The organism is Actinomadura livida (assembly GCF_014648675.1).
GTDB lineage: Bacteria > Actinomycetota > Actinomycetes > Streptosporangiales > Streptosporangiaceae > Spirillospora > Spirillospora livida.
The window spans coordinates 97,586-124,254 of the sequence record NZ_BMRO01000015.1; the positions used below are offsets into that span (position 1 = coordinate 97,586).

The window sequence follows — 26,669 nt, forward strand, 5'->3', positions numbered from 1 at the left end:
AGCGTTCACGAGAGCAGAGGTGTTCAACGTGCAGGCGCAGACACAGGTGCGGGAACTCATGGGCATGAGCGTGACCGACACCAACGGCACGAAGGTCGGCACGATCAAGCAGGTCTACCTCAACGACGACTCCGGGTCGCCGGAGTGGGTGACCGTGCACACCGGATGGTTCGGGATGCGAGAGAGCTTCGTGCCCCTGGCCGGGACGCGCAGGAACCAGGATGCCCTCCAGGTCCCGTACGACAAGGAGACCATCAAGGGCGCTCCGAACGTGGACGCGGACGAGCACCTCTCGCACGCGCAGATCGTGGACCTGTACCGGCACTACGGCGTGCGTCCGCCGGGCGGCCGCCGGACGGGCGAGCAGGGGCCCCAGCAGGGAACGGACGAGGACCGCGAGGTCGCCGGCGAGGAGGCCAGGACGGCCAAGGGCGGCGACACCGCGGGCGCGGCGGGCAAGGAGGGCGCGCAGGGCAGGGCCGGGGCGCAGGGCGAGGCCGCTTCGCAGGGCGCCGCGGGCAAGCCGGAGACGCAGGGCGCCCCGGGCGCGGCCGGGATGGCCGTCCGTCCCGAGAAGGGCGGGCGGGAGCGGCAGGCCGCGCCGCCGCAGTCGGCGCGCGAGGGCGCCGATGCCCCGATGACCGAGATCACCCGGTCGGAGGAGCGGCTGCGCATCGGCACCGAACGGCACGAGTCGGGCCGGGTCCGGGTGCACAAGTGGGTCGAGACCGAGATGGTCGAGCACACGATCCCCGTCTCGCACGAGGAGATCCGGATCGACCGCGAGCCGATCGCGGGCGGCGAGCCGAGCTCGAACGTGTCGCTCTCCGAGGACGACCAGGAGATCATCCTGTACGAGGAGCGCCCGGTCGTCACCAAGGAGACCGTCCCGGTGGAGCGCATCCGGATCCGCACCGACCAGGTGCAGGACGAGCAGACGGTGCGCGGCGAGATCCGCAAGGAGCGCATCGAGGTGACGCGCGACGAGATCCCCACCGAGAAGGAGCCGCGCACCTGACCAAGCCCACCGATTTCACCGTGTGCGGGAGTGCCATCTCTGGAGAACGGACGCGCCCGGCCGAGCCGCCCCACCCGCCGGCCGGCCGGGCGCCCGTTCGTGCGCCCCGGCGCGGGCGCCCCTCGGGGGGTGACCGGGTGTGGCCATCGGGTCGGCTGGGGCGGGGGTTTCATATGGCGCCCGCCGGCGGCCCGCGCGGCGGGCGGGCCGCGGCCGATCCGGGCCCGGCCCACCAGCGTCTCGACGCGTCCGCATAACGCGCGAAGTTGATCTCTGTCAACCGTCCCTTTCACGCCGCGAACAAAGGGTCGCCGGGAAATAGTTAGGTTTCTTGACAGGTAGTGGGAGCCGGGGGAGGTTCCTGGGTGACGACGTCACCGGCGCAGGGGTCATGGCCGTCCGGGCGAGCCATGACCCCGGGCTCCGGCGTGCGGTCCGCCGGGCCGCGCGGCGTCGAGGAAGCGACCCAGGAGGGACGACTTGCGACACCCCACCAGACGCGTCGGCACCCGGATCGGACGGTCGCTGGTCGCGCTCGCGACCATCACCGCCCTGCCGTCGGCCATCGCGGCACCGCCCGCGGCGGCCGACGGCCAGCCCGCCGCTCCCGCCAGTGCCCCCTATCTCGACCAGCGGCTCCCCGTGCCGAAACGGGTGGACGACCTGCTCCGCCGGATGACCCTCGAAGAGAAGGTCGGCCAGATGACGCAGGCGGAACGCGGCGCCGTCGACGGAGACCGCGACCAGATCACCGCGCTGAACCTCGGCTCAGTGCTGTCGGGCGGCGGCTCGGTCCCCGCCGACAACACCCCTGCGGGCTGGGCCGACATGGTGGACGCCTACCAGGAGAAGGCGCTCGCCACGCGGCTGCGGATCCCGCTGCTGTACGGGATCGACTCTGTGCACGGCCACGGCAACCTCGTGGGCGCGACCGTCTTCCCGCACAACATCGGGATGGGCGCGGCGCGCAACCCCGGTCTCGTCCGCGAGATACAGGCGATCACCGCGAAGGAGACCCGGGCGACCGGGCCCCAGTGGATCTTCGGGCCGTGCGTCTGCGTCGTCCGCGACCTGCGCTGGGGCCGGTCGTACGAGGCGTACGGCGAGACGCCGGAGCTCGTCGGGCAGATGGAGACGGGCATCGAGGGCTTCCAGGGCCGCCGCCCGTCGGACATGCGGAAGCCGGAGCACGTCCTCGCCACGGTCAAGCACTACGCCGGTGACGGCGACACGGTGTTCGGCTCGTCCACCACCGGCGACTACACCATCGACCAGGGCGTCACGGTCACCGACCGCCGGACGTTCATGAAGATCGACGTCGCGCCGTACGTCACGGCTGTTCGCAAGTACGGCGTCGGCAGCGTCATGCCGTCGTTCTCCAGCGTGGACTGGAAGGAGGACGGCGTCGGCAACCCGGTGAAGATGCACGCGCACAAGGAACTGCTGACCGGCGTCCTCAAGGGCAAGATCGGGTTCGACGGCTTCGTCATCAGCGACTGGGCCGCCATCCAGCAGATCCCCGGCGACTACGCGTCGCAGGTCCGCACGTCCGTCAACGCGGGCGTCGACATGTTCATGGAGCCCTACAGCGCTCCGCAGTTCGTCGAGACGCTGCTGGCCGAGGTCCGGGCGGGACGCGTGCGGATGTCGCGCATCGACGACGCCGTGCGCCGCATCCTGGCGGCGAAGTTCAAGCTGGGCCTGTTCGAGCGGCCGTACACCGACCGCAGGTACGCGGACACGATCGGCTCGCCGGCGCACCGGGCGGTGGCCCGCCGGGCCGTCGCCGAATCGCAGGTCCTGCTGAAGAACCGCGGGCACGCGCTGCCGCTGAAGCGGAACGCGGACGTCTACGTCGCGGGCGTCAACGCCGACGACATGGGCAACCAGGCCGGCGGCTGGACGGTCACCTGGCAGGGGCAGTCGGGCGACATCATCCCCGGCACGACGATCCTGGACGGCATCGAGCAGTACTCCAAGAACGTCACCTACAGCGCGGACGCCTCAACGCCCACGTCCGGCAGCGACGTCGGTGTCGTCGTGGTCGGTGAGACGCCCTACGCCGAGGGCGTCGGCGACGTCGGCAACGGGCACACGCTGAACCTGTCCGACGCCGACAAGGCGAACATCGACAAGGTGTGCGGCGCGATCGAGACCTGCGTCGTCCTCGACGTCGCGGGCCGCCCGCAGATCGTCACCGACCGGCTGTCCAAGATGGACGCGTTCGTCATGTCCTGGCTGCCCGGCGGCGAGGGCGCGGGCGTCGCGGACGTCCTGTTCGGCAAGCGCCCGTTCCAGGGCCGCCTCCCGGTGAGCTGGCCCCGCAGCGAGGACCAGGAGCCGATCAACGTCGGCGACCGGGACTACGACCCGCTGTTCCCCTACGGGTACGGCCTGCGGACCCGCCGCGGCCACCACCACTGAGTCAGTCCCTTCACGGGGCCAGGGCCGGCCGCCCACCACCTCTGGGCGGCCGGCCCGCTCCCGGTTCGCGGACGGTCCGCGGCGCTTGCCCCGTTTACGGTGGATCTAGGGGGAGAAGCTGCCCTCAGCGTTCGAAGGAGGGCGGGTGGAACGGGAGCCGCGGGTGGCGTTCGTGCTCGGGGGCGGCGGCGTCCTCGGCGCGCACGAGGTCGGCATGCTGCGCGCGCTGCGGGAGATGGGCATCAGCCCGGACCTCGTCGTGGGCACGTCGATCGGGGCGGTGAACGGCGCGTTCATCGCCGCCTCGCCGGACACGGCCGTCGAGCGCCTCACCGGGCTGTGGTCGGACGACTCCGTGCGCGACGTGTTCGGCGCGCGGGTCTGGTCGCGGCTGTGGACGCTCGCCCGCTCCGGCACCCACCTGCACTCGAACGAGCCGCTGCACCGGATGCTCGACGAGCTGCTGCCCGTCCGGACGTTCGAGGAGCTGGCCGTCCCGTTCCAGTGCGTCGCGGCGGGCATCGAGACGGCGATGGCGCACTGGTTCACGGACGGGCCGCTCACCCCGGCGGTGCTCGCCTCGTCCGCCGTGCCGGGACTGCTGCCGCCCGTCCGGGTCGGCGACCGGCACTACTTCGACGGCGGGCTCGTGCACAGCATCCCGGTCGGCCGCGCCGTCATGCTCGGCGCCACGACCGTCTACGTCCTGCACGTCGGGCGGATCGAGCGCGACCTGCCGCCGCCGCGCCGGCCCTGGGAGGTGGGCATGGTCGCGTTCGAGATCGCGCGGCGGCACCGCTTCTTCGAGGAGATGGCGGAACTGCCGGACGACCTGGACGTCCACGTCCTCCCGGCGGGCACGGCGCCGCAGAAGTCCGGGGTCGACCTCGCCCAGATGAGGTACCGGAATGTGGCGGGAATCCGCGTCCACATCGAACGCGCCTACCAGGCATCATTGGAGTACCTCAAAGAACGAGCGTGACATGCTGCCTCCCCCCGTCGTCCGCCGCCTGCTCCTGACGCCGCTCCTGTTCGCGCTGACCCTGCTGGTCGTGGTGGTGTTCCCGGTCGCCTACGCGGTCGCGTACGTCCTCGGCCGCGAGCGCAAGCGCGCCGCCCGGCTGCTCTGGTTCGCGCTCGTGTGGGGGACGCGGGAGTCTTCCGCCGTGCTGGAGTGCGGGTGGCTGTGGCTTCGCCGGCGGACCCGCGACGACCGGCACTACGACATCATCGCCCGCTACGTCGCCGGCCTGTACGCGGCGGCGGAGCGGCGGCTCGGCCTGCGGCTGGTGATCGAGGGCGCGGCCGAGGGGAAGGCCGGACGGGACGACGCGGGCGAGGCGGGAGACGGCGACCGGCCGCTGATCGTGCTCAGCCGGCACGCGGGCCCCGGCGACGCGCTGCTCCTCGTCCACCACCTGCTCGCCGACTACCGGCGGCGGCCGCGCGTGGTCATGAAGGCGATGCTCCAGTTCGACCCCTGCATCGACATCGCGGCGAACCGCATGCCGAACGCGTGGGTGTCGCCCGGCGGCGGCGCCGTCGACGACATCGCCCGGCTCGCCGCCGGCCTCGGCCCCCGCGACGCGCTCGTCATCTTCCCCGAGGGCGGCAACTTCTCCCCGGAGCGCCGCCGCCGCGCGATCCGGCGGCTGGCCCGGCTCCGCCGCGTGCGGGAGGCGGAGCGCGCCGCCCGGATGCGGAACCTGATGCCGCCCCGCCCCGGCGGCGTGCTGGCCGCGCTGGAGTCCGCGCCGTCCGCCGACGTCGTGTTCGTCGCGCACGTCGGCCTCGACCACATGGCCACGCCCGGCGACATCTGGCGGCACGTCCCGCTCACCGGGGACGTCCAGGCCCGCTGGTGGCGGATCCCCGCCGAGGACGTCCCCCGCGACCGCGAGGCCCGCACCGACTGGCTCTACACGCAGTGGGAACGCGCGGACGCCTGGATCAGCGCCCGCAAGGAACCCGTACCGAAGTGACATCATGGACCCATGGGCGATGAGGGCACCGTGCGGGTCGACCTGTGGCTCTGGTCCGTGCGCCTGCTGAAGACCCGCTCGATGGCGACGACCGCCTGCCGCGCGGGCCATGTCCGGGTGAACGACGAGCGCGCCAAGCCGTCCACGTCGGTGAAGCCCGGCGACGAGATCCGGCTCCGCCATGACGGGCGCGAGCGGATCGTCGTCGTGCAGAAGGTCATCCGCAAGCGGGTCGGGGCGCCGGCCGCCGCCGAGTGCCTGATCGACAAGAGCCCGCCCCCGCCGCCGCGCGAGGCGCTCATCCCGGTCGGCCGCCGCGAGCGCGGCGCGGGCCGCCCCACCAAGCGCGAGCGCCGCGAGCTGGAACGCGTCCTCGACCGCTACCGCACGCTCAACAACCCGCCCGAGCAGGACTGACCGGGCTCACCCGGTCACACGGTCCGGGGCGTGGAGCGGCCGAGGGACGAGCCGTCCACCGCGACGGCCTCCGCCACGACGTACCGCGCCCGGGGGACGGTGGCGGCGGTCTCGAAGCCGGTCCGCCGCGCCGACCCCGCCATCGCCAGGCTCAGGCTCGACGGGGCCGATCCGGTGTGGAACCGCCACGCGGCGACGCCCGTCGCGCCGTTCCAGCTCACGTGGACGCGCATCCGGTCGTCGCCCACCGGGGCCGCCACCACGGCGGGGCCCGTCGCGGGCCGGCCGTTCCAGGGGGCGCGGTAGGCGCGGTACGAACCGTCCCCGACGCCGGTCATCTCCAGGGCGGGCCGCCCGTCGCCGGTGAACTCCGTCACCGCCCCGGTCGAGCCCCAGCCGACGAGCGCGTTCCCGCCCGGCAGGAGCTGCATGTTCCCCATGTACTGCCCGAAGGTGCGGCCGTCGGTGAACTCCTGGACGAGCCTCACCTCCCGGGCCTCCTCGTCGACGTCCAGGATCATCCCCCGGGACGGGCCGTCGCCCGGGTTGGTGATCTGGTTGTCGAAGAGCGAGATCGTCCCGTCCGGCTGGCGGCGGGCGTCGTGCTGCCAGGCGAACTTCGCCTTCCCGTCTAGCGGGAAGTCGCTGCGCCTGCCGCCGAGCCGCCAGCGGACGGCGCCCGTCCGGCGGTCGAGCGAGTAAAGGGCGCAGGAGTTGCGCGCCGACAGGAGCAGGGTGTCCCCGTCGTCCTGGATCGAGTTGACGTGGATCGGGTCGAACGGCTTGCCCGGCGTGCCGTCGGCGTTCTCGGCCAGCGGAGTGAGCGTCTCGGTGAGGTCGAGATTGTCGAGGGCGCTCCAGTCGAGCAGGACCTCGCTCGTCCGGACGTCGATCTCCTGGACCCGGTTGTCGAGGACGCGCCCGTCGCGCGGGCCGCCGATCGGCCGCATGTCGGCGGCCACCTCCGGATAGGCGATGAACAGCGCCGTGCCGCGGTCGGTGAGCACGAACTCGTGGAAGTCCCCCTGGACGCCGTTGCCCGTGCGGACCTCGGCGACGCGCCGGTAGTCCTGGCCGAGGACGACTCCGACGCCGTACCCGTAGCCGCCCTCCCTGCGTTCGCCCACCCAGTAGGTGAGCACCGGCTCGCCCTCGTAGGTCTGGACCCGCACGTCGGTCACGAGTTGGTCCGAGCGGTGGATCCAGACGGGTTCGCCGCGGTCGTCGACGATGAGGGCGTCGGCGTCGTCCCGCCCTCGGAACGGGGCGATGAACAGCAGGCCGTCCGCAGTCCGGCCGTGCCGCCGCGCCTTCAGCTGCGGCGGAGTAACGCCCGGCATCGTGACGTAGCCCCCGCCCCCGGCGGCCGGTGCGGGCCGGGAGTCGGTGCCGGAACCGCGGGGCCCGACGGCGCTGAGGAGGGTCGCTCCCCCGGCCAGCCCCGCGACGAGAAAGCCGCGACGTGTGAGGCTCATGTCGACTTTCTATCGCGTTCCATCTAAAAACGGCATCAACAGGAGGATCAGGTGTTCACTGTCCGTGCCCTGGAAGGCACCATGTAGGGCACCATGCCGAACCCGGGACCCGCGCGATCCACGCGCCGAGCGCTGCGGACCGTGACGGCGTTCCTGACGGCGGGCGCGTTCCTGGCCGTGCTGTCCGGAGCGACCGCCGGTGCCCCTCCGCCACCTGATCAACCCGTGGTGACGTCACCGGGCGGCGCCCTCTCGCTGACCGTCACCGTGGACGACGGCCGCCTCCGGTACTCCGTGCGCCGCGCCGGTACCGTCCTCGTGGAGCCGTCGGCCCTCGGCCTGAGGCTCACCGACGGCACCACGCTCGGCGGCGACGTCCGTATCACCGCCACCCGCACGAGGACGAGCGACACCACCTGGAAACCGCTGTGGGGCGCGGACTCCACCGTCCGCGACCACTACCGGGAGCTCACCGTGCAGCTCCGGCAGGAGGGCGGCAGGTTCTTCGACCTCGTCGTCCGCGCCTACGACGACGGCGTGGCGTTCCGCTACCGGGTCCCGCGCCAGCGCGCCCTCCCGGCGCTGGAGATCGTGGACGAGGCCACCGAGATCGCCATCGCGGGCGACCCGGTCGCGTGGTGGACGCCCCGCGACCTCGACACCGACGAGAAGATGTGGCGGTCGTCCGCCTACACCGCCATGGACGCCGGGAACACCCCGGTGACCTTCCGGTACGGCGGCGGGACGCACCTGTCCGTCCACGAGGCGGACCTGACCGACTACGCGGCGATGACCGTCGTCCCCGAGGCGGGACGCCTCCGCGCCGCGCTCGTCCCGACCCCCGGCCGGACGGCCGCGGTCGTCACCGGCACCGGCCGGACGACCCCCTGGCGCGCGCTGACCATCACGCCCGACGCGGGCGGGCTGATCGAGTCCCACCTGCTGGAGAACCTCAACCCGCCCTGCGCGATCTGCACGGGCGACACCTCGTGGATCGAGCCGCTCAAGTACGCGGGGATCTGGTGGCTGATCCAGCACCGCAGGGCGACGTGGAAGGCCGGGCCGTGGCAGGGCGCCACCACCGCGCGCGCCAAGGAGTACATCGACTTCGCCGCCGCCCACGGCATCCGTGGGCTGCTCGCCGAAGGGTGGAACGAGGGCTGGGAGGGCGACTGGTCCGACCAGGACTTCCTCCGCGCCGCCCCGCGCTTCGACCTCGCCGAGGTCGTCGCCTACGGCAAGAGTAAGGGCGTCGAGTTCGTCTCCCACAACGAGACCGGCTCGGGCGTCGCCAACTACGAAAGGCAGATCGACGCCGCGTTCGCCCTCTACGAGCGGCTCGGCATCCACTACCTCAAGACCGGGTACGTGGGGAAGATCCCCGGCCGGCACCACTTCGACCAGCGGATGGTCAACCACTACCGGCTCGTCCTGGAAAAGGCCGCGCGGCACCGCATCAACGTCATCTGCCACGAATGCGTCCACGGCACCGGGGAGACGCGGACCTACCCGAACGCGCTGGCCCGCGAGGCGGTGCGCGGCCAGGAATGGGAGGCGTTCAGCCGCGGCAACACTCCCGAGCACACGCTCATCCTGCCCTTCACCCGAATGCTCTCCGGCCCGATGGACTACACCCCCGGCATCATGAACATCCGCTGGGATCCGCAGAAGGCCGGGCGCCGCGTCCACACGACGCTGGCCAAGCAGCTCGCCTACTACGTGACGTACTCGTCCGGCGCCCAGATGGCCGCCGACCTGCCCCGGCACTACGAGAACTCGCCCGGCCTCAAGTTCCTCGAGGACGTTCCCGTCACGTGGGACGAGACCAGGGTGCTCTCCGCCGAAGTCGGCGACCATCTCGTCATGGCCAGGCGCTCGGGCACCGACTGGTACGTCGGCGCGATGACCGGCGAGCGGCCGCGGACGCTGCGTTACCCGCTGTCCTTCCTCGGCGAGGGCACGTGGGTCGCGGAGTCCTACTCCGACGGGCCGGAGACCGACTACGCGCGCAACCCGGAGGCCGTCGACGTCGCCCGCACCGTCGTGACCCGCACCGGCACGTTCACCGCCGCGCTGGTGCGCAGCGGCGGCCAGGCGGTGCGGTTCCGTCCCGCCACACCCGCTGACCTGCAGCACCCCTCACCGACCCCGCCCCCGGCGCAACGAGGGTGAGGGAAACGTTGAGCCGAGAGGCGAGCGTGTAGAAAGGCGGGATGGGCTCCGTACCGCCGTTGCTGCTCGCGCTGGACCTGGCCGGCACCTTCGCCTTCGGCCTCAACGGCGCGCTGACGGCCGTGCGCGCGACCCGGCTGGACGTGGTCGGCGTCGTCGGCCTCGGGATGATCACCGCGCTGGGCGGCGGGGTCATCCGGGACGTCATCCTCGGCGCGGTCCCGCCCGCCACGTTCGTCGACTGGCGCTACTTCGCGCTCGCCGCGGGCGGCGGCCTGCTCGCGTTCGGCTTCAGCCGGGTCCTGGACCGCCTGGAGATGCCCATCACGGTGATGGACGCGATCGGGCTGAGCACGTTCGCCGTCATCGGCGCGAGCAAGGCACTGGCCTACGGCCTGGGCGTCGGGCCCGCCCTGCTGCTGGGCGTGGTCACCGGCGTGGGCGGCGGCACGATGCGCGACGTCCTCATCGGCCGGATCCCCTCGGTGCTCCGCAGCGACCTCTACGCGATCCCGGCCTTCGTCGCCGCCGCGATCACGGTCGTGGCGACCCACCTGGACCTCTACGGGCTCCCCGCCGCCCTGCTCGCCGTCGCGGCCTGCTTCGTCATCCGCATGCTCGGCGTCCACCTGGAACTGAACGCCCCCGGCCCGCCGCGCCCCCCGGACCCCGACCCCGCAGATTCTTAGCCCGGCCCGTCCGCGTCCTTGCGGGCGAGGACGAGGCGGTAGCGGGGCGTGCCGTCCCGGCGGCGGCCGAGCGATGCCATGGGAGCCGTGGTGACGGCGAAGCCGGCCGCCGCCAGGTCGTCGCGGAGCGCGCCCAGCGTGCAGGTGCGGTAGTACATGACGAACGGGGGGCGCCAGACGGCGTTCCGGACGCGCATGGCCGCGTCGAACCCGAGCATCGCCCAGTACTGGGCCGAGGCCAGGGGCGGCGGCGCGCCGAGCGGGAAGGCGAAGAGCCCGCCGGGACGCAGCGCCCGGTGCACCCCGGCGAAGATCGGGGGCCGCTCGGCGGGCAGCAGGTGGCCGAGGGCCCCGAAGGTGACGGCGAGGTCGAACTCTCCGGAGAACGTCAGGGCTCGGACGTCGGCCTGGACCCACTCCGCGTCCGGGTGCGCCTCGGCGGCCTGCGCGAGCATCCCGCGGCTGAAGTCGACGCCCGTGATCCGTCCCGCGCACAGCGGTCCGAGGACCCGCATGCCCGCGCCGGTGCCGCAGCAGACGTCCAGCCCGGCACCGAACGGCCCGAGCGGACGCAGCACGCCGAGGGTCGCGTCGAGGATGCCGTCCGGCGTGCGGAAGGGGGTGTGGTCGAACTTCGGGGCGAGCAGGTCGTAGCCGCGTTCGACCGAGGACAGCGCCTGGACGGCCAGTTCACGCAGCGACGGCCCCTGGGGCGAGAACATCGCCCGAGCCTATCCGCCGCCCGCGTCCGTGATCGCGGACCGACGGCGAAGCACGCGGCGCACCAGCCACGGGAGCCAGAGGACGGCGGTCAGTACGAGTGCGGCCGCCGCCGTCAGGGCGAAGGATCTCGGCGTGGCGAAATCGGGACAGACGCGGGCGTCCTGTACATGGGCTTCGGGGTCGCGCGGCGTGTAGCAGACGGTCACCCGATCCCCCTCCTCCGGCAGGTCCTTCCAGGCGGTGACCTTCGCGGACACCGCGCGGCCGTCGCGCGCGGTGAACCGCACGTTCGCGTAATCGCCGCTCTTGACCTCCACCGCCTTCTCGACCCGCCCGGCGGCCAGCATCCGCTCACCCCGCAGCGCGGCCGCCTCGTGCCAGGCGATCCCCGCGCTTGCCAGGGTGAACGCTACGGCCGCGAGAAGCAGCACGGTGAGGAGAACACGAACGGCCGGCCAGCCCCGCAGGGCCCTCTCCCTGGACGGGACGTACGTGCGGGCGGCGTCGAGGTCGGCGGCCTGCCGCCGGGCATGCCTGCGCGCTATCGCACCCAGGAGGCCGCGTCCGTTTTCGTTCATAGCACAGGGGAGACGTCCCGCCGCTTGCGCCGGTTCACCGACCGCCCACAAACGGACAAATTCCCACCACGTGGACAACGCGTCCCGGGGTCACGATCCGCGGGCGGGGGAGTGGTCAGGTTGGGGGATGGGTGTCGAGCCAGGCCGTGGCGCGGCGGGTCGACGCGCGCGACAGCCATGCGTCCTGGACGATCTCTGCCAGCTCGTCCCTGGTGAGCTCGCCGATGCGGCTTCCCCGCAGCAGCACGGACAGGTGGCCGTTGAAATGGGCGGTGGTGAAGAACGGCGACGCCTCGTCCTGGACCAGCGCCTGCTTGTCGTCCTCGGACTCGACCCAGAAGACGATCACATCCGGTTGACGCGCTCCCCGGCGTGAATGCCGGAGATTCGGCCTGTGCCGCGCCGTTGCCGGTGCGGTCACTTCCGTGGCTTCCTGCTTCACCGGGCTGTGCCCCTGACCGGAGTCGGGGGTCTTACCTGCCCTCCACAGGCGTTTAGGGTCTCCGCCTCCCCCGGGCGCCCGGGGGTTTCCGTCCGGCGGCGACCAGGAGGCGTCACCCGGGGGTGATGCGGCGTCCCTCGGGGGTGATGCGGCGTCCTTCGTGCAGGATGTTGCGGGCGGCGTTGACGTCGCGGTCGTGCTCGGCCCCGCACTCGGTGCAGGTCCAGGCGCGGATGTGCAGGGGTTTGGGGCCGTCGCGGTGCCCGCAGTGCGAGCACAGCTGCGAGGACGGGAACGCCCGGCCCACCCGCGCGAACCTGCGCCCGTACCTGGCCGGCTTGTACTCCAGCATCGCGGTGAACGCCGACCAGCCCGCGTCGTGCACCGACTTGGCCAGCCGGGTGCGCGCCAGTCCCTTCACGTTCAGCGTCTCCACGTAGACCGCTTGGTGATCGCGGACCAGCATGGTGGAGAGCTGATGGTGGAACTCGCGGCGCGCATCGGCGACCTTCGCGTGCGCGCGGGTCACCTTCAGGCGGGCCTTGGCCCGGTTGGCCGATCCCTTCTGCTTGCGCGACAGCGCCTGCTGCGCTTTGCGGAGCTTGTTTTCGGCGCGGCGCAGGAACCTGGGTGAGGTGATCTTGCGTCCGTCGGAGGTGACGGCGAAGTGCTCCAGCCCCAGGTCGATCCCCACCTCGGCCGTGGTGTCGGGCGGGTCCTGGACATCGCCGGTCTCCACGACGAACGATGCGAAGAACCGCCCGGCGGCGTCCCTGACCAGCGTCACGGTGGACGGCGTGCACGGCAGCCGCCGCGACCACCGCACCGCGACGTCACCGATCTTGGGCAGTGCGAGTTTGCCGCCCGGCGTGATCTGCCAGCGGGCGTTGGCGGTGAACCGGATCGATTGGCGGGCGTCCTTGCGGGACTTGAACCGCGGCGCCCCCATCCGGGGGCGTTTCCCGGCCAGGCCGTCGAAGAAGTTGCGGTAGGCGGCCTCCAGGTCCCGCAGCGACTGCTGCAGCACCACCGCCGATACCTCGCCCAGCCACGCACGCTCCGGCGTCCGCTTCGCCGCCGTCATCGCCGCCGACAGCTCGGCCGCCTTCGGGTACGGCAGCCCCGCTGCGCGGGCGTCCTCCCGTGCCCGCAACGCGTCGTTGAACACCACCCGCGCGCACCCGAACGCCTGGGCCAGGGACTGGCGCTGCCCGGCGGTGGGGTAGACGCGGAACACATACCTCAACTGCATTCGGTGACCATAACATTACCGTGTGTTCGAGTGTGGGGATCGCGCAGACCGGCCGACACAGGGGCCAGACGTTCCCGGTGGAACCGCCGCTCACCGCGTCCCGGGTGGCGCTGGCCGCGGGCGACCCCGCGCAGACGACGGTGTACTTCCGCAACGGCACCTTCGTCCCCGCCGGACGGCGCGACGAGCAGGCGGCGATCGACTTCGCCACCGCACGCCTCGCCGCCCCGCGCGACCTCCGGGACTTCCGTGCCACGCCGACCGACGGCGGCGGCCGGCTGGTCGCCTTCGACGACGTCACGGTCTGGCTGTCCCCGGACGAGATCAAGCACTCCGGCACCATCGACCTGGGCCGGCAGGCCGCCGCCAAGATCTCCCCGAACCGGCCCGCCACTACTGGCGGGCCAACAAGCCATGGTCGGGCTCCTACTTCGCCGGAACGGTCGGCGGCGCACCCATCAGCGTCCTGCGCCAATACATCGAGCACCAGAACCGCCCCGCTTGAAACCGGTGAACACCTGATCGCCCGAGAAGCGATCCGGCCACCCTTGTCCCGCTCCGCAGGAGGGTCGGCTTCACCCCCGCCCTGAAGGACGGAGCACTACCGACGAAACAGGGAGCGTTCCGCGGTCCCGGGATCGACCGCGTCCGGCCGCGGAGTGCGGAAGAAGACGAACGACTTGCCGCCCACCTGGTAGACCGGTCTGTCCTCGGTGCCGGGGTAGATGGTGACGTGCGGCATGGCCAGCGCGAGCTCGTGGACGTCCTCGACGCGCGCGGGCCGGCTCTCGCCATCGGCCATGAATCCCAGCGTAATGCCGATCCGGTCGCCCGTCAGGGTTGTGGCCGGGCCCCGATACCGGGACGATCATGTGCGTGCCGGGCGTCGAACCAGTGGAACTGACCGGGCGGTACGGGCCGCTGGCCGCGGCGGGGCCGGCGGGGCCGGTCTATGCCCTGACCTGGTCGTCGTCGGGATCCGCCCTGTGTGCGCTCGGCCTGGACGGCCGGGTGCGGTGGAGCCGTCCGCTGAACGCGACGCCGGGTCTTATGCGCGTCGCGCCGGACGGGGGAGTGTGGCTGGCCGACGAAGCGGCCCTCGCCGAAACGACGGCATCGGGTGCGCCGGGCCGGCAGATAGCCCTCTCCCACGCGCCCGATGAGCGGATCGGAGAGTTCGTCGTCCTGCCCGACGGGTTCGTGGTGGCGTGGCAGAGCAAGCCGTATCGCATTGCGCGGGTGGAACGCGTCGACGGATCGGGGGTGAGGCGCTGGTCGGCCGAATTGCCCGACGCGCGCCTGTCCTACGAGGGCGTTGTCGAGATGAGCGCGGCGAACAACTGGAAGGCGACCCCCATGGCGCCGTGGCGCCCTCGGGAATTGTCCCCCGAGCGCCCTTCCGGCCTGCTCGTCTCGGCGGACCGGGTGCTCGCCACCTACCTCGACTGGTCCAGCGGCATCGGCATGGGTTTCTGCCTCGACCTGGCGACCGGCGAGCTGGTGTGGATCACGCCGCCGCACCCGACGGGGGACCGGGCGATCGCCGGACCGGGCGCATTCCTGGTCGGCAGCCAGGGATACGGCGCGTTCTCCACACGGCTGTACGACCGGGACGGCGCGACGGTCGTGGAATGGCCCAGCCACGGCCGCCTCCTGGTCAGCAGCCGCGGCAGGATCCGCGTCGTGGAAATGGCGAACGACTCCTCGCCTCGGCGACTCCGGCGGCTGCATCGCGACGGCACCATGACCGACGGCCCGTTCATTCCGGGCTACTACACCGTCGGGCCGGCGCTGGGCGGCGACGGCAGGGCCGCGTTCTTCCGGAACGGCGAACTCCAGATCGTCGACCCCGACCTGTCCGTCCACACCCTGTGGAAAGGAGAAGGGGAGGGCGTCGGCAGAATGCTGCTGCTGGAACAGGGCCGGCTGTTCTTCGTCCTCACCTCCGACTGGGCGAAGGGCGATGCCAGACTCGTGATCGCCGACACCGACCTGCCTCCGATGGACACCGGCGTATGGCCCTGCGGCGAGAGCAACCTGCAAGCCAACCCCGTCCGCCTGGGTGGCTTCTTCCAGTGATCCCCGGCGCCACCGACCGCCCCTTGATCTTCCTGGATGTCGACGGCCCGCTGATTCCGCTCAGCTCCAGACCGCCCGGGCACCGGACCTTTCGGGACGAGGAACTCAGCGGCTACGGCAATCCGCTGCTCCACCGGCTGGACCCGGATGATGGGCAAAGGCTGCTGGCACTGAACTGCGAACTCGTCTGGGCGACAACGTGGATGGCGGACGCGAACGAGGTCATCTCGCCTCTGCTGGGCCTTCCGGAGTTGGCCGTAGTCGAATGGCCCGACACGGACGAGGACCCGCCGCATGGCCTGCACTGGAAGACGGAACCCATCACCGAATGGGCGGCCGGCCGCCCGTTCATCTGGCTGGACGACGAACTGACCGAAGCCGACCGGCAATGGGTGGCATCACACCATGGCTGCAGAGCACTACTGCACCGAGTCGACCCACACACCGGCCTCACCAAAGCGGACTACTCCCTGATCCGCCGCTGGCTCGCGGAGTAGCAGGGCCCGCGGGGAACATTCGTACAAGACCGGTGGCCGGGCGGCTGTGCATAGTCCGGGTATGAGTGAGCATTCGCATGGGATGCACGTGGTCTCGGACGGTCCGCCGGATGCGCCGCCGGTGTTGCTCATCCACGGTTCGGGGGCCTCGAACGGCTCCTGGGACCCGGTGGTGCCGGCGCTCACCGCGCACCACCGCGTCATCCGGGTCGACCTGCCGGGCTGCGGCCAGTCGCCGCCCCCGGAGTCCTACGACGTCCCCGACCAGGCGAGCAGGGTGGCGGCCCTCCTCGACGACCTCGGGCACCGCCGCGTCGCCGTCGCCGGGCACTCCAGCGGCGGCTACGTCGCGACCGCGCTCGCTGGGCAGCGGCCCGACCTGGTGGGACCGCTCGCGCTGATCAGCACCGGCCCGAGCATGGACGCGCTGCTTCCGCAGCCGCTGATCCTCCGGATCCTGCTGGGGCCGCCGGCCGGCCCGCTCCTCTGGCCCCTGCGGTCGGACGCGATGATCCGCAAGGGCATCCAGGCGACGGCCGCCCGGGCGGTGGACGTCCCGGACGGGCTGATCGCGGAGATGCGGGGCACCACGTACCGCGCGTTCAGGACGGTGTCGCGCAGGAACACCGCGTACATCACCGAGCAGGACGTGCCCGGGCGTCTCGCCGAGCTCGAAGTCCCCGTGCTGGTGCTCTTCGGCGCCGCCGACCCGCGCTGGAAACCGTCCTCGGCCCGCCAGTACGAGAAGGTGCCCGGGGCACGGATCGAGATGCTGCCCGGCGTCGGGCACATCCCCATGCTCGAAGCGCCCGAGATGACCGCCGGGCTCCTGCTGGACTTCACGGCCAAGAGTCCCTGAATCCCGGAAATCTAGACTGGGCACGTGCTTCCGAACGGGACACCACCCGACTGGGACTGGGCCTGGGTGGACGTCGCCGTCCCGCGCCCCGCCCACCGGCTCCCCGGGATCAGCATGGCCGGATTCGGCGCGCGCGCCCCCGTCTCCGCGGAGATCGCCATGGTCGCGCACCCCGCCGTCACCTTGTTCATCGATCTCAGCGAGGACGAGGGGTTCGGCTGCGCCACCGGTGGCCGGCGCGAGCGCGGCAGTGTCGCCGTCGGGCTCCTCCCGGGTGAGCTCCGGGCGGGCGGCCGGGCGGGCGAGTGCCTCCAGATCCGGCTGGAGCCGGTCGCGGCGGCCGCGGTGCTCGGCGCATCGGCCGAGCTCAGCGGCATGGCGGTGCCGCTTGCGGACGTCTGGGGCCGCGACGCCCGGCGCGCCGAGGACGAGCTGCGCGCCGCCGCGTCCTGGGACGACCGGTTCGCGCTCGCGGCGGCGCTGCTCCGCCGGAAGACGAGCGCCCGCCCGCCGGTCGACCCGGAGGTCGCCCACGCGTGGCGGCGGACGCTCGCCCGTCCGGGTCGCGTGCGGGTCGACGGCCTGGCGGACGAGGTCGGCTGGAGCCGCAAGCGCCTGTGGTCGCGCTTCCGGTCCCAGCTCGGCATCACGCCGAAACGCGCCGCCCGGCTGGCGCGCTTCGACCGCGCCGCCCACCTGCTGGCGGCGGGCCACCCCGCGGCCGTCGCGGCCGTCCGGAGCGGCTACACCGACCAGTCGCACCTCCACCGCGAGGCAAAGGCCTTCACCGGCCTCACCCCTACGGCCGTGGCCGCCGCCCCCTGGCTGGCGATCGACGACGTCGCCTGGCCACGCCGAAACCGGTGACTGGCGGCGTGTTCTCGTTATGGCAGGCCGTGAGTCAACGACTCCTCAGCCACTCGTCGTACTCGATCTCGCCGAGGGTCGCGCCGTCCGCCGGGACGAGGTCCCGCTCGGTCATCTCGGCGCCGAAGTAGTGGGCGTGCGGGTCGGTGACGACCTCGCGCGGGTCGCCCATGGCGGCCAGCGCCTCGCGGAAGAACTCGTCCATCCGGTAGCGGCGTGGGCCGGCGATGTCGACCGGCCCGTTCAGCGGGGTCCCGGCGGCGGTCCCGCCGACCGTCCGGGCGACCTCCTCGCCCGCGATGGGCTGGAACTGCACCGGCGGCATGTGGACCGTCCCGTCCTCCGCGGCCTGTTCGGCGATGGGACCGACGAACTCGAAGAACTGCGTCGCGTGCACGATGGAGTACGGGATTCCCGAATCCTCGATCAGCTTCTCCTGGGCGAGCTTCGCCCGGAAGTAGCCCACGTCCGGCCGCCGCTCGGTGCCCACCACCGAGAGCGCGACGTGGTGGCCGACCCCGGCCGCCTTCTCCGCGGCCAGCAGGTTGCCGGTGGACGTCTGGAAGAAGTCCAGCACCGCGGCGTCCTCGAAGGACGGGGAGTTCGACACGTCGATCACCGCGGCGGCGCCCGCCACGCACTCGGCGACCCCTTCCCCGGTGAGCGTGTTGACGCCGGTGCCGGGCGCGGCCGCCACCGCCTCATGGCCGTCCTCGCTCAGCTTCGCCACGACCTTGGACCCGATCAACCCGGTGCCGCCGACTACCACGATCTTCATGACGCACCTCCTGTCCGCCGGGCCGCTTCGTCCGCCTGTCCGGCGGCTTCGAGGACGCAGGCGGCCACGGCGTCGGGCTGGGACGCCGCGACGGCGTGCGAGGCGCCCGCGATCTCCCGGGTGCCCCGCGAGGAGGCGCGCTCCGCCATGAACCGGTGGAGCTCGGCCGGGATGTTGCGGTCCAGCTCGCCGAAGACGAACCAGGACGGCAGGTCGCGCCAGGCGGCTCCGTCCGCGGCCACCTCGCCGGTCAGCGCCCGCTCGGTCACCGGGCGCTGGGTCGCCGCCATCAGGGCCGCCTCCTCGGCGGGAAGGTCGGCGCAGAACTGCTGGTGGTACTTGTCGTCGTCGATCCGGAACTCGTTGCCCCCGGACGAGACCGGATAGGTGACCAGGGTCCCGCCCAGGGTGCTCCCCTCGAACTTGCCGGAGAGCTGGAACGCGTCCTCCCCGGGCTCGGGGGCGAACCCCGCGACGTAGACGAGGGACCGCACGGCGGGGCTGCCGGCCGCCGCCCGGCTGATCACCAGACCGCCGTAGGAGTGGCCGACGAGGACGACGGGCCCGCCGATGCCGGCGATGACGTCGCGCACGTACGCGGCGTCGCCTTCCAGGTCGCGCAGCGGGTTGGCCGCGGCGACCGAGCGGAGGCCGCGGCCGGCCAGGCGCCGGATGACGCCGTTCCAGCTCGCCGACTCGGCGAAGGCTCCGTGGACGAGGACGACGACGGGCTGATCGTTGGTGCTCATGAGCCGGCCTTTCCGGTGTGCAGGGCGTTGTTGAGAGCCGCGACCGCCTGGTTCACGGCGGCCCGCGTGGCGCGGGTGCCGCTGAGCGGGTTGAGCATCATGAAGTCGTGGAGCGTGCCGTTGTAGCGGACGCTGGTGGTCGGGACGCCCGCCTCGATGAGCTTGCGGGCGTACGCCTCGCCCTCGTCGCGGAGCACGTCGTTCTCGTCGACGACCACGAACGCGGGCGGGAGCCCGGCCAGGTCGTCGAGGGTGGCGCGCAGCGGCGACGCGGTCGGCTCGGCGCGCTGGGCCTGGTCGGGGGCGTAGGCGTCCCAGAACCAGGCCATGGCCGCGGCCGTCAGGTGCGGGCCGGTGGCGAACTCGCGGTAGCTGCCGGTGTCCTGGGCGGCGTCGGTGACCGGGTAGTACAGCGACTGCTGGACGAACTGGACGTCGCCGCGCCGCTTGGCCATGAGGGTCAGGGCCGCGGCCATGTTCCCGCCGACCGAGTCGCCGGCGACCGCCATCCGGGAGACGTCCAGGTTCCGCTGCGCGCCGTCGGAGGCCAGGAACCGGGCGGCGGCGTAGCCCTGCTCGATCGCGACCGGGTAGCGGGCCTCCGGCGACCGGTCGTACTCCACGAAGGCGATCGCCGCGTGGGCCCCGGTGGCCAGTTCGCGCACCAGCCGGTCGTGGGTCCCGGCGTTGCCGAGGATCCAGCCGCCGCCGTGCATGAACAGCACGACCGGCAGGACCTCGCCGGCCGTCCCGGCGGGCCTGACGATGCGGACGCGCACCTCGCCGGCCTCGACCGGCACGGTGAGCCACTCGTCGTCCACCTCGGGCTTGGCGACGGGGGCGGCCTGGAGGTCGTCCAGGACCTGGCGGGCGCCCTCCGGCCCCAGCTCGTACGGGAACGGCGGCTTGGCGGTGGCGTCGGCGAACTCCCGCGCCGCGGGTTCGAGAACATTGGCCTTCACGGTCACTTCCCCTTTCTCGATGATGGATGGGGATTCGTGTAGTCCGCTCTCCCTCCCCACGGACGTCCGGCGGCCAACCTGCGCTCATATGATCTCTTTGCCTTTAGGGGGAGGCATGGCATGACTGCCTGAGACCTGTGGACCACAGGTCAGAGCGGTGATCGGAGGGTTCTTTAGCTGGTTCTCGCGGCACGCGCGTCCGGGCATGGCAAATTATCGGAACCGCTTCTTTGAACGATCCCGACCCTGGATCTCCTGTTCTTTAGGCGGCGCTATCGCCGCGCTTCATCCGCAGCCCGGCGAGGTCAGGCGAGGGTGTCGATTGCGGTGACGTCTTCCTTTGTGAGGGTGAAGCCTTCGAGGTCGAAATTGGAGGCGATGCGCTCCGGGCGGGCGGATCTGGGGAGGATGACGATGCCGTGTTCCAGGTGCCAGCGGAGGACGACCTGGGCGGTGGTGACTCCGTGCCGCTGCGCGATCCCGGTCAGGACCGGGTGGTTCAGGTCGGTGTTCTTCAGGCCGCTGTAGCCCTCGACGACGACGTCCCGGCGGCGGTGCTCCGCCAGCAGGTCCGGGTCGTGCTCTGCCGGGCTCCACGGGATCTGGTTCACGGGCGGCCGCTGGCCGGTGGCCTCGGTCAGCAGGTCGATCTGCGCCGGGCTGTAGTTGCTGACCCCGGCGTTGCGGATCAGGCCCTCGTCCTTGGCCCGCAGCAGCTCCTCCCAGGTCGGGACGAGGTCGTCCGGGCCGGTCGGCCAGTGGATCAGCCAGAGGTCCACGTAGTCGGTGTCGAGGAGGCGAAGGCTCGACTCCAGGGTCTTGCGGGCGTTCCGCGCGTCCTGGGGGCGCAGCTTGGTGGTGATGAAGATCTGCTCCCGGTCGACGCCGCTGTCCTTCACGGCCTTGCCGACGTCCGCCTCGTTCTTGTACAGCGTCGCGGTGTCGACGTGCCGGTAGCCGACGTCGAGCGCCGCGCGCACCGACTCGTACGCAGCCTTGGACCCGAGTTGCCAGGTCCCGAAACCGATCATCGGCAGGGCGGTGCCGCCGGGCAGGTTCACAGTCTTAGTCATAGGTGGATTCTGCCCACGGACGCGACGTCTGCGCGTGCCGCCTTGTGACGTCGGCCGCCCCGCCGCCCCGGCCCCCGGAGAGACTTACCGTGTACGGGTAAGGTGCGTCGGGAGGAAGATCCCATGACCCCACGGACGACCGACGCCGACGAGCTGGCCGAGCAGCCGCGCATCCCGCTGAGCCGGCGGCGGGTCCTGCGCGCCGCCGTGCGGCTCGCCGACCGCGACGGCATCGACTCGCTCACCATGCGCCAACTCGCGCAGGAGCTCGGGGTCGAGGCGATGTCGCTGTACCACCACGTCGCGAACAAGGAGGCCGTCCTCGACGGCGTCGCCGAGGTGGTCCTCGGTGAGGTCATGGTTGCGGTGGACGAGGTCGAGGCCCCGTCCCCGGACGCGGACTGGCGAGCGGCGCTGCGCGCACGGATCCTCGCCGCCCGGGAGGTCTTCCTCGGCCACCGCTGGGCGCCGCAGGTGCTCGAAAGCCGTACCACCACGAACCCGCTGGTCATCGCCTACTACGACCGGGTCGTCGCCATCCTCCGGGCGGGCGGGTTCTCGTTCGAGCTGGCCCACCGCGCGCTGCACGTTCTGGGCAGCCGCGCGCTCGGCTTCACCCAGGAACTGTTCCGGCCCGACGGCACCGGCACTCCGGACGAGGAGGCCGCCGCGCTCATGGAGCAGATGGCCGACCGGTTCCCGAACATCGTCGGGATGCTGGCGGACGCCGTCCACGACGACCCGGACGGCACCCTGGGCTTCTGCGACGACCAGTTCGAATTCGAGTTCGCGCTGGACCTGATCCTCGACGGACTGGAACGGCGCCGCGCCGCCGGCTCCTGACCTTCCCGAAGGCGCCTGACGCCCTCACTCCCGGTCACCGGCCGAGTCCATTTCCGCTGCTGCCCTTGACTGCCTTACGGCGTACGATAATCTTACGACGTAAGAGAACCTTACGCCGTACGACAGCTACGGCCCGCCCGGAAGGCAGCCGCGATGAAAGCCTGGAGCTGGGACCGCTACGGACCGCCCGACGTCATGCACCTCACGGACGTCGCCGAACCCGAGATCGCCGCCGGTGAGGTGCTCGTCCGCGTTCGCGCGGCGTCCGTCAACCCCTACGACTGGCGCCACCTGCGCGCCGACCCGAAGCTGGTCCGGCTGAGCGGGGTCGGACTGCGGCGGCCGAAGCCCGGCCTGGTCCTCGGCGCCGACCTCGCCGGAGTCGTCGAACGGGTGGGCGACGGCGTGACCGACCTGCGCGCCGGCGACGAGGTCTTCGGGGAAGTCCGGCTGGGCTCGTTCGCCGAGGCCGCCGCCGTCCCGCAGGACAGGCTGGCCGTCAAGCCCGCCCGCCTCACGTTCGAGCAGGCGGCATCGGTGTCGATGGCCGCGCACACCGCGCTGCAGGGACTGCGGGACGTCGGACGGATCTCCGCGGGTCAGCGCGTCCTGGTCAACGGGGCGTCCGGGGGCATCGGCACGTTCGCCGTCCAGCTCGCCAAGGCGTTCGGTGCGGAGGTCACCGGCGTGTGCAGCACCCGCAACATCGACCTGGTCCGCTCCCTGGGCGCGGACGACGTCATCGACTACACCGCCGAGGACTTCACAACTCGCAAGGGCAGATACGACCTCGCCATGGACATCGTGGGCAACCGCCCCCTGGCGCACCTACGACGCCCCCTGACCCCCAAAGGGACGCTCGTCCTCGTGGGCGGCATCGCCTCCGGCCGCGACCGCCTGCTCGGCCCCGCGGCGCAGCAATTCCGCGGTGCCCTGATCTCCCCTTTCGTCGGCCAGCGCATAGCCACCGTCCAGTGGAAGCCCAACTCCGCGGACCTGCGCTTCCTGGCGGACCTCATGGAGAAGGAACAGGTAACCCCCGTCATCGACCGGACCTACCCGTTCGCCGAACTCCCCGAAGCCCTGCGCTACATCGAACCCGGCCACGCCCGCGGCAAAGTCGCCATCACCCTCTAGCCCGCACGCCGCTCTCGTCAGCTCTGCTGGTACTCCACAGCGGCCAGCCCACACGGCGCGTGCACGTACAGGTAGTAGGCGCCCTCGCCGTAGTCGTGCAGGTCGGCGCCGCCGATCAGACCGACGTAATCCATCGCCCTCTCGCAACTCGGGCAGTCGCGGTAAGCGGGGTCCTGGATCCAGTCCGGGAATCCGCCAAGGGTGGACCCCTCCCTCGCCCAAGCGCTGGAAAGGTAAGGCGTGGGCCGCCGTTCCCCCGGCGCGAATCCGACCAGTGGCGGCTCCTCGGGCGGCATGCCGGGAAGGTAGTCGGGACGGACGTTGCGCGCGGACCAACCCGCGTCCCCGCCTTCGGTGACGTCGACATACGTGGTGCCGTAGCACGTGCAGAAATGGCAGGTGACGATGTGCAGCCTCCCGCGCCAGCCGGTGTGCGCCAGCGCGGCGGCGACCTTCGTGTCGGCGGTGTCCACGTCCAGAGCGGTCCACAGCGGACTCTCACACCACGGGCACGTTCCCTTCGGACGATCACCGTCCGCCCCGGGCACCAAGCGGTAAGCGCTGGACCCGCAGAGTTCCCGGAGGCCGTCCGCCGTCAGTTCCCAGCCTCCATCGCGGGCCAGCGCCGCCGCGCCCCGCTGGAAGGGGTCGAAGTCCCCGGGCGGCGGTGCCTGCGCCCAGCGGCGGAACGCCTCCTCGACGACAGGTCCACGCGTCTGCGCCAGCAGGTGCCCCAGCTGGTCCGACCGCTGGTGCGCACCCGAATCGATCCGCGCCACGACCTCGCGCTGGAAGTCCTCGTCCGCGCCGCGGTACAGGACATCGGCCCGCCACACGGCTCCCGCGTCCAGCAGCCGCAGCAGGTACGGAGCCATCGCCGCAGGGTCGGCCGCCGCCAGGTCGGCCAGTTCCTCAACGGCCGCGTCCTCACCGGCCTCTACTCGCGCTACCAGGTCTTCGATCACCCCGTGACGCTATCCGACGGTCACGACACCGGAAGGCCACCGGCGTCCGGCCCACTGCCCGCTTCGGCCGGAGGGGCCGTGGGCCCGACGTCCGTCGTTCAGTCCCTTCGCGAAGTGGTGTGCCGCTCCTTTCCCGCCGAGGCTCCCGCCTTCTGGCGTCCCAGGTGGAAGTGGCCGCGCTTCTGCTGGGTCGGGACGGCCGTCGCCTCTCCGCGGTCGCCCGCGCCGACGCGGTCATCGGCGAGCCGGCGTTCCATGCCGGCCTGGCGTGCCTCGCGGATGCCGATCACCAGGAACCGTCCGAGCGCCAGCCCCGCCAGCAGGATCATCACGGCGCCGAGGCCCTCGAAGAACGACATCTGCTCGGCGACCTGCCGTCCCTCGCCGCCGAGAGGCGCGCCCACGCCCATGTTCCAGAGCGCGGCGACCGTGTTGCCGACGACGAACCACAGCCCGCCGGCCGCGGCCAGCCAGCCGCCGAACTGGGCGACGGGCCGGTTCGCGGTGGCCAGCAGGATCAGCCCGCCGAGCCCCACGGCGACCGCCGGAAGGATGGACAGCACAAGCCGGTCGGCGGTGTAGACCCACGCCTGGTCCGAACCGAAGCCGAAGTCGAAGTACGGCCCGATGAACGGAATGAGCCCGCCCCAGATTGCCAGGAGCACCAGCAGCAGCCCGCTGATCATGCCGCGGCTGCGCGGTGCCCGCATTGTCCCGGTCATGAGAATCCCCCCTGACCAGGTGATAGACGTCATTTCAGGCAGCCGTACCCGCTATACCCGCCCCCAACCGACCGCCCACCGCCGCCCGTCCCGCGTTGCGCCGAGGTCATTGGCGGCGCAGGACGCGGGTCAGCCCGGCGGCGATGGTCGTGGCCAGGATCCAGCCGAGCGCGACCAGCAGATAGGTGAGCGCCTGCTGCCAGCCGTTCGGCGGCAGGTACGCCTTGCGCTGCCCGAAGTCGATGAGCGGCACCATCAGGTCGACGGTGTAGACGAACGCGCTGAACGCCGGAGCGCGTCCCGAGCCGACCGCCTGCGGCGGCGAGATCTGGAACAGCACCGTCCCGGCGACGACCAGGGCGGCGAGCCAGGCCGCGGCGCGGACGGGTTTGTAGCCGTAGCCGATGACCGCGTCCTGCAGATGCCCCCACAGCTTGACCGGACGCGACAGCCCCGAGCGGCGGTGCCGCTCCTTGGCGAGCAGCACCGCGCGGGCGTGCCCGTCGTGGCCCATCAGCCGGTACGTCTTGGCGAGCTGCTCGTACGGCTGCGGCCGGAACCCCGTCGGCGCGAGGGCGAGCAGGCGCAGGCCGTCCCGGACGTCGCCGGCGGGCGCGATCGCGTTGTAGGACAGCCCGTCCAGCCGCAACTGGGCGGGCAGCGCCTCCGGGGAGAAGTTGAGCAGGCCCAGCTCGGCGTACCGCAGGTCGATGCGGCCGCGGACCGGCCGGCCGAGGAGCAGGATCAGCTCGCGGGCCGTCACGTACCAGCAGCCCAGGCTCAGCTCGCCGCCGTCGTCCAGCAGCGCCCCGCGGAAGTCGAGCGGCCCGGTGATGCGCGCCCCGGACAGCCGGATCTCGCCCTCGCTCGTGAACCCCATGCGGCAGTACATCCCGTCGGCGGTCAGGCCGCTGGCGTGCACGGCCACCCCGCCCGGGTTGCGGATCTCGGCCGTGTCCAGGGTGACGGGCCCGCTGACCTGGGCGTTGAGCAGGCGCACGCCGCCCTCGGTCCGGAGCCGGGCGAGCCGCAGCTCACCGCGCACGACCAGCCGGTCGCCGGCCAGGGCCTGCTCGCCGGGCCGCCGGATCCGGGCGCCTTCCATGCAGAGCCGCCCCTGGACCTGCGCGCCTTCGAGGTTGACCTCGCCCTTCGCCTCGAACGAGTTCCGGCACAGCAGGTCGCCGCCGACCGTCACGCGGGCGAGGTTGAGCGCGCACCGGTCGTCGTTGAGCAGGCGCGCGTCGTCGAGGTTGATCGTGTCGCCGATGGCGGCCCCGGGCAGCCGGATCTCGCCGTGGGCCTGGAAGCCGTCCTTGCACAGCAGGTCCGCGTCCAGCCGGAGCATGTCGGCCTCGAGCGCCGGCGCGGTCGAGCGGGTCTCGCCGCCCCGCAGCCGCGCGCCGTTCAGGAACAGCGCCCCGGCGACATGCGTGGCGATCATCCGGACCGACTTGTCGATCCAGGTCTCCTCCAGCAGCAGGTGCCCGTCGATCTCGGCGGTCGACAGCCGCAGCCCGCCGGGCAGATGCGAGGCGGTCAGGTCGATCTCCCGGCACTTCACGCCGTGCAGGTCGAGCTTGGAGTCGAAGTAGCAGGACCGCAGGCTCAGCGGACGTCCCACGGTGGCGAACCGCAGGTCGAGCCGCCCGGTGATCCGCGCGCCGACCAGCCGCAGCGCGGACACCCCGCCGTCCGCGCCGGCCGGCGTCCCGACCAGCAGGTCCCGGATCACCTCGGCGCGGATCACCCGGTCCGCTCCCCAGCCGGCGCCGTGCTCCGCGCTCTCGCCGCCCAGCACGAGCCTGCGCCCGGTCCGGGAAGCCTCACGCAGTCTCCGCTCCTGCCGCGTCAGATTCCGCACCAACCCACCGTGCGCCCACAACCCATCCCTGTCTGTGACAACAGACGCATTAGCCCCGCGCCTACAGGTGCCAGAAAGCTCTCGCCCGCGTCCGAGAGGGGC

Annotated in this window: 27 protein-coding genes; 14 read left to right on the top strand and 13 right to left on the bottom strand. The window is 72.1% G+C overall.

Annotated elements, in window-relative coordinates:
* Positions 1-28: 28 nt before the first annotated feature.
* The 5 genes from IEZ03_RS30235 (at position 29) to IEZ03_RS30255 (ending at position 5,841) form a co-directional block, all read left to right on the top strand.
* Positions 29-1,018 (top strand): DUF2382 domain-containing protein, encoded by a 990-nt coding sequence (locus tag IEZ03_RS30235; protein WP_184879574.1) that lies wholly within the window; start codon positions 29-31, stop codon positions 1,016-1,018.
* A 480-nt stretch (positions 1,019-1,498) separates the two neighbouring features.
* Positions 1,499-3,442 (top strand): glycoside hydrolase family 3 protein, encoded by a 1,944-nt coding sequence (locus IEZ03_RS30240; protein WP_229808683.1) that lies wholly within the window; start codon positions 1,499-1,501, stop codon positions 3,440-3,442.
* Between the two features lie 145 nt (positions 3,443-3,587).
* Positions 3,588-4,424, top strand: coding sequence for a patatin-like phospholipase family protein (locus IEZ03_RS30245; RefSeq protein WP_184879577.1), 837 nt, complete (start codon positions 3,588-3,590; stop codon positions 4,422-4,424).
* A gap of 1 nt (position 4,425) precedes the next feature.
* Positions 4,426-5,424, top strand: coding sequence for a 1-acyl-sn-glycerol-3-phosphate acyltransferase (locus tag IEZ03_RS30250; RefSeq protein WP_184879580.1), 999 nt, complete (start codon positions 4,426-4,428; stop codon positions 5,422-5,424).
* A gap of 12 nt (positions 5,425-5,436) precedes the next feature.
* Positions 5,437-5,841 (top strand): RNA-binding S4 domain-containing protein, encoded by a 405-nt coding sequence (locus tag IEZ03_RS30255; RefSeq protein WP_184879585.1) that lies wholly within the window; start codon positions 5,437-5,439, stop codon positions 5,839-5,841.
* 14 nt (positions 5,842-5,855) lie between these two features.
* Here the strand turns inward: IEZ03_RS30255 and IEZ03_RS30260 are convergent, their stop codons facing one another.
* Positions 5,856-7,316 (bottom strand): arylsulfotransferase family protein, encoded by a 1,461-nt coding sequence (locus tag IEZ03_RS30260; protein ID WP_184879588.1) that lies wholly within the window; start codon positions 7,314-7,316, stop codon positions 5,856-5,858.
* Between the two features lie 141 nt (positions 7,317-7,457).
* On the opposite strand from IEZ03_RS30260, the gene IEZ03_RS30265 reads away from it, so the two are divergent.
* Both IEZ03_RS30265 and IEZ03_RS30270 read left to right on the top strand, forming a co-directional pair.
* Positions 7,458-9,488, top strand: coding sequence for a glycoside hydrolase family 97 protein (locus IEZ03_RS30265; protein ID WP_184879591.1), 2,031 nt, complete (start codon positions 7,458-7,460; stop codon positions 9,486-9,488).
* Between the two features lie 41 nt (positions 9,489-9,529).
* Positions 9,530-10,177 (top strand): trimeric intracellular cation channel family protein, encoded by a 648-nt coding sequence (locus IEZ03_RS30270; protein ID WP_184879594.1) that lies wholly within the window; start codon positions 9,530-9,532, stop codon positions 10,175-10,177.
* Here IEZ03_RS30270 and IEZ03_RS30275 read toward each other — a convergent pair.
* The 4 genes from IEZ03_RS30275 to IEZ03_RS30290 all read right to left on the bottom strand — a co-directional run bounded on the left by IEZ03_RS30275 (position 10,174) and on the right by IEZ03_RS30290 (position 13,172).
* Positions 10,174-10,899, bottom strand: coding sequence for a class I SAM-dependent DNA methyltransferase (locus IEZ03_RS30275; protein WP_184879597.1), 726 nt, complete (start codon positions 10,897-10,899; stop codon positions 10,174-10,176). The two genes, IEZ03_RS30270 and IEZ03_RS30275, sit on opposite strands and share 4 nt — an antisense overlap.
* 9 nt (positions 10,900-10,908) lie before the next feature.
* A complete protein-coding gene (locus IEZ03_RS30280) occupies positions 10,909-11,478 on the bottom strand; it encodes a DUF3592 domain-containing protein (RefSeq protein ID WP_184879599.1) in 570 nt (189 codons plus the stop codon).
* 115 nt (positions 11,479-11,593) lie between these two features.
* Complete coding sequence (locus tag IEZ03_RS30285) at positions 11,594-11,827, bottom strand: hypothetical protein (RefSeq protein WP_221480529.1); 234 nt, start codon at positions 11,825-11,827, stop codon at positions 11,594-11,596.
* A gap of 205 nt (positions 11,828-12,032) precedes the next feature.
* Positions 12,033-13,172: an RNA-guided endonuclease InsQ/TnpB family protein gene (locus IEZ03_RS30290; protein ID WP_184879601.1), complete on the bottom strand. Its 1,140-nt coding sequence runs from the start codon at positions 13,170-13,172 to the stop codon at positions 12,033-12,035.
* Positions 13,173-13,194: 22 nt separating this feature from the next.
* Here IEZ03_RS30290 and IEZ03_RS38285 point away from each other — a divergent pair, with 22 nt between their 5' ends.
* Complete coding sequence (locus IEZ03_RS38285; RefSeq protein WP_221480530.1) at positions 13,195-13,677, top strand: transposase; 483 nt, start codon at positions 13,195-13,197, stop codon at positions 13,675-13,677.
* Positions 13,678-13,773: 96 nt separating this feature from the next.
* Here IEZ03_RS38285 and IEZ03_RS30300 read toward each other — a convergent pair whose 3' ends face one another.
* A complete protein-coding gene (locus IEZ03_RS30300) occupies positions 13,774-13,974 on the bottom strand; it encodes an MmcQ/YjbR family DNA-binding protein (RefSeq protein WP_221480531.1) in 201 nt (66 codons plus the stop codon).
* Positions 13,975-14,048: 74 nt separating this feature from the next.
* Here IEZ03_RS30300 and IEZ03_RS30305 point away from each other — a divergent pair, with 74 nt between their 5' ends.
* From IEZ03_RS30305 to IEZ03_RS30320, 4 genes are all read left to right on the top strand, one after another.
* Positions 14,049-15,251, top strand: coding sequence for a hypothetical protein (locus tag IEZ03_RS30305; protein WP_184879603.1), 1,203 nt, complete (start codon positions 14,049-14,051; stop codon positions 15,249-15,251).
* Positions 15,248-15,748 (top strand): HAD domain-containing protein, encoded by a 501-nt coding sequence (locus tag IEZ03_RS30310; protein WP_229808684.1) that lies wholly within the window; start codon positions 15,248-15,250, stop codon positions 15,746-15,748. Before IEZ03_RS30305 ends, IEZ03_RS30310 begins: the two co-directional genes overlap by 4 nt.
* A 61-nt stretch (positions 15,749-15,809) precedes the next feature.
* Entirely contained in the window at positions 15,810-16,607 is a 798-nt protein-coding gene (locus IEZ03_RS30315; protein WP_184879607.1) for an alpha/beta fold hydrolase, read from the top strand.
* Between the two features lie 24 nt (positions 16,608-16,631).
* Complete coding sequence (locus tag IEZ03_RS30320; protein ID WP_229808685.1) at positions 16,632-17,474, top strand: helix-turn-helix domain-containing protein; 843 nt, start codon at positions 16,632-16,634, stop codon at positions 17,472-17,474.
* Positions 17,475-17,508: 34 nt separating this feature from the next.
* Here the strand turns inward: IEZ03_RS30320 and IEZ03_RS30325 are convergent, their stop codons facing one another.
* The 4 genes from IEZ03_RS30325 to IEZ03_RS30340 form a co-directional block, all read right to left on the bottom strand.
* Positions 17,509-18,252 carry an SDR family oxidoreductase gene (locus IEZ03_RS30325; protein WP_184879611.1) on the bottom strand — a complete coding sequence of 248 codons (744 nt, stop codon included), beginning with the start codon at positions 18,250-18,252 and terminating at the stop codon, positions 17,509-17,511.
* Complete coding sequence (locus IEZ03_RS30330) at positions 18,249-19,001, bottom strand: alpha/beta fold hydrolase (RefSeq protein ID WP_184879614.1); 753 nt, start codon at positions 18,999-19,001, stop codon at positions 18,249-18,251. The genes IEZ03_RS30325 and IEZ03_RS30330 overlap by 4 nt, the downstream gene beginning before the upstream one ends.
* Positions 18,998-19,963, bottom strand: coding sequence for an alpha/beta hydrolase (locus IEZ03_RS30335; RefSeq protein ID WP_184879617.1), 966 nt, complete (start codon positions 19,961-19,963; stop codon positions 18,998-19,000). Before IEZ03_RS30335 ends, IEZ03_RS30330 begins: the two co-directional genes overlap by 4 nt.
* A gap of 305 nt (positions 19,964-20,268) precedes the next feature.
* Positions 20,269-21,036 (bottom strand): aldo/keto reductase, encoded by a 768-nt coding sequence (locus IEZ03_RS30340; RefSeq protein ID WP_184879621.1) that lies wholly within the window; start codon positions 21,034-21,036, stop codon positions 20,269-20,271.
* 123 nt (positions 21,037-21,159) lie between these two features.
* On the opposite strand from IEZ03_RS30340, the gene IEZ03_RS30345 reads away from it, so the two are divergent.
* Together IEZ03_RS30345 and IEZ03_RS30350 are read left to right on the top strand one after the other, a co-directional pair.
* Positions 21,160-21,879, top strand: a complete 720-nt coding sequence (locus tag IEZ03_RS30345) for a TetR/AcrR family transcriptional regulator (protein ID WP_184879625.1) — start codon at positions 21,160-21,162, stop codon at positions 21,877-21,879.
* A 153-nt stretch (positions 21,880-22,032) separates the two neighbouring features.
* Positions 22,033-23,016, top strand: a complete 984-nt coding sequence (locus IEZ03_RS30350; protein WP_184879628.1) for an NAD(P)-dependent alcohol dehydrogenase — start codon at positions 22,033-22,035, stop codon at positions 23,014-23,016.
* Between the two features lie 17 nt (positions 23,017-23,033).
* Here the strand turns inward: IEZ03_RS30350 and IEZ03_RS30355 are convergent, their stop codons facing one another.
* The 3 genes from IEZ03_RS30355 to IEZ03_RS30365 form a co-directional block, all read right to left on the bottom strand.
* Positions 23,034-23,981, bottom strand: a complete 948-nt coding sequence (locus IEZ03_RS30355) for a hypothetical protein (RefSeq protein ID WP_184879631.1) — start codon at positions 23,979-23,981, stop codon at positions 23,034-23,036.
* Between the two features lie 98 nt (positions 23,982-24,079).
* Complete coding sequence (locus IEZ03_RS30360; RefSeq protein ID WP_184879634.1) at positions 24,080-24,703, bottom strand: hypothetical protein; 624 nt, start codon at positions 24,701-24,703, stop codon at positions 24,080-24,082.
* 106 nt (positions 24,704-24,809) lie between these two features.
* Positions 24,810-26,567, bottom strand: a complete 1,758-nt coding sequence (locus IEZ03_RS30365; RefSeq protein WP_184879637.1) for a hypothetical protein — start codon at positions 26,565-26,567, stop codon at positions 24,810-24,812.
* Between the last annotated feature and the right edge of the window lie 102 nt (positions 26,568-26,669).

Bases quoted from the DNA above. Each gene is read 5' to 3' on its own strand.
- IEZ03_RS30345 (WP_184879625.1), top strand. From the start codon at position 21,160: ATGACCCCACGGACGACCGACGCCGACGAGCTGGCCGAGCAGCCGCGC.
- IEZ03_RS30300 (WP_221480531.1), bottom strand. From the start codon at position 13,974: ATGGCCGATGGCGAGAGCCGGCCCGCGCGCGTCGAGGACGTCCACGAG.
- IEZ03_RS30340 (WP_184879621.1), bottom strand. From the start codon at position 21,036: ATGACTAAGACTGTGAACCTGCCCGGCGGCACCGCCCTGCCGATGATC.
- IEZ03_RS30255 (WP_184879585.1), top strand. From the start codon at position 5,437: ATGGGCGATGAGGGCACCGTGCGGGTCGACCTGTGGCTCTGGTCCGTG.
- IEZ03_RS30275 (WP_184879597.1), bottom strand. From the start codon at position 10,899: ATGTTCTCGCCCCAGGGGCCGTCGCTGCGTGAACTGGCCGTCCAGGCG.
- IEZ03_RS30315 (WP_184879607.1), top strand. From the start codon at position 15,810: ATGAGTGAGCATTCGCATGGGATGCACGTGGTCTCGGACGGTCCGCCG.
- IEZ03_RS30250 (WP_184879580.1), top strand. From the start codon at position 4,426: ATGCTGCCTCCCCCCGTCGTCCGCCGCCTGCTCCTGACGCCGCTCCTG.
- IEZ03_RS30330 (WP_184879614.1), bottom strand. From the start codon at position 19,001: ATGAGCACCAACGATCAGCCCGTCGTCGTCCTCGTCCACGGAGCCTTC.
- IEZ03_RS30270 (WP_184879594.1), top strand. From the start codon at position 9,530: ATGGGCTCCGTACCGCCGTTGCTGCTCGCGCTGGACCTGGCCGGCACC.
- IEZ03_RS30280 (WP_184879599.1), bottom strand. From the start codon at position 11,478: ATGAACGAAAACGGACGCGGCCTCCTGGGTGCGATAGCGCGCAGGCAT.
- IEZ03_RS30260 (WP_184879588.1), bottom strand. From the start codon at position 7,316: ATGAGCCTCACACGTCGCGGCTTTCTCGTCGCGGGGCTGGCCGGGGGA.
- IEZ03_RS30290 (WP_184879601.1), bottom strand. From the start codon at position 13,172: ATGCAGTTGAGGTATGTGTTCCGCGTCTACCCCACCGCCGGGCAGCGC.
- IEZ03_RS30325 (WP_184879611.1), bottom strand. From the start codon at position 18,252: ATGAAGATCGTGGTAGTCGGCGGCACCGGGTTGATCGGGTCCAAGGTC.
- IEZ03_RS30350 (WP_184879628.1), top strand. From the start codon at position 22,033: ATGAAAGCCTGGAGCTGGGACCGCTACGGACCGCCCGACGTCATGCAC.
- IEZ03_RS30360 (WP_184879634.1), bottom strand. From the start codon at position 24,703: ATGACCGGGACAATGCGGGCACCGCGCAGCCGCGGCATGATCAGCGGG.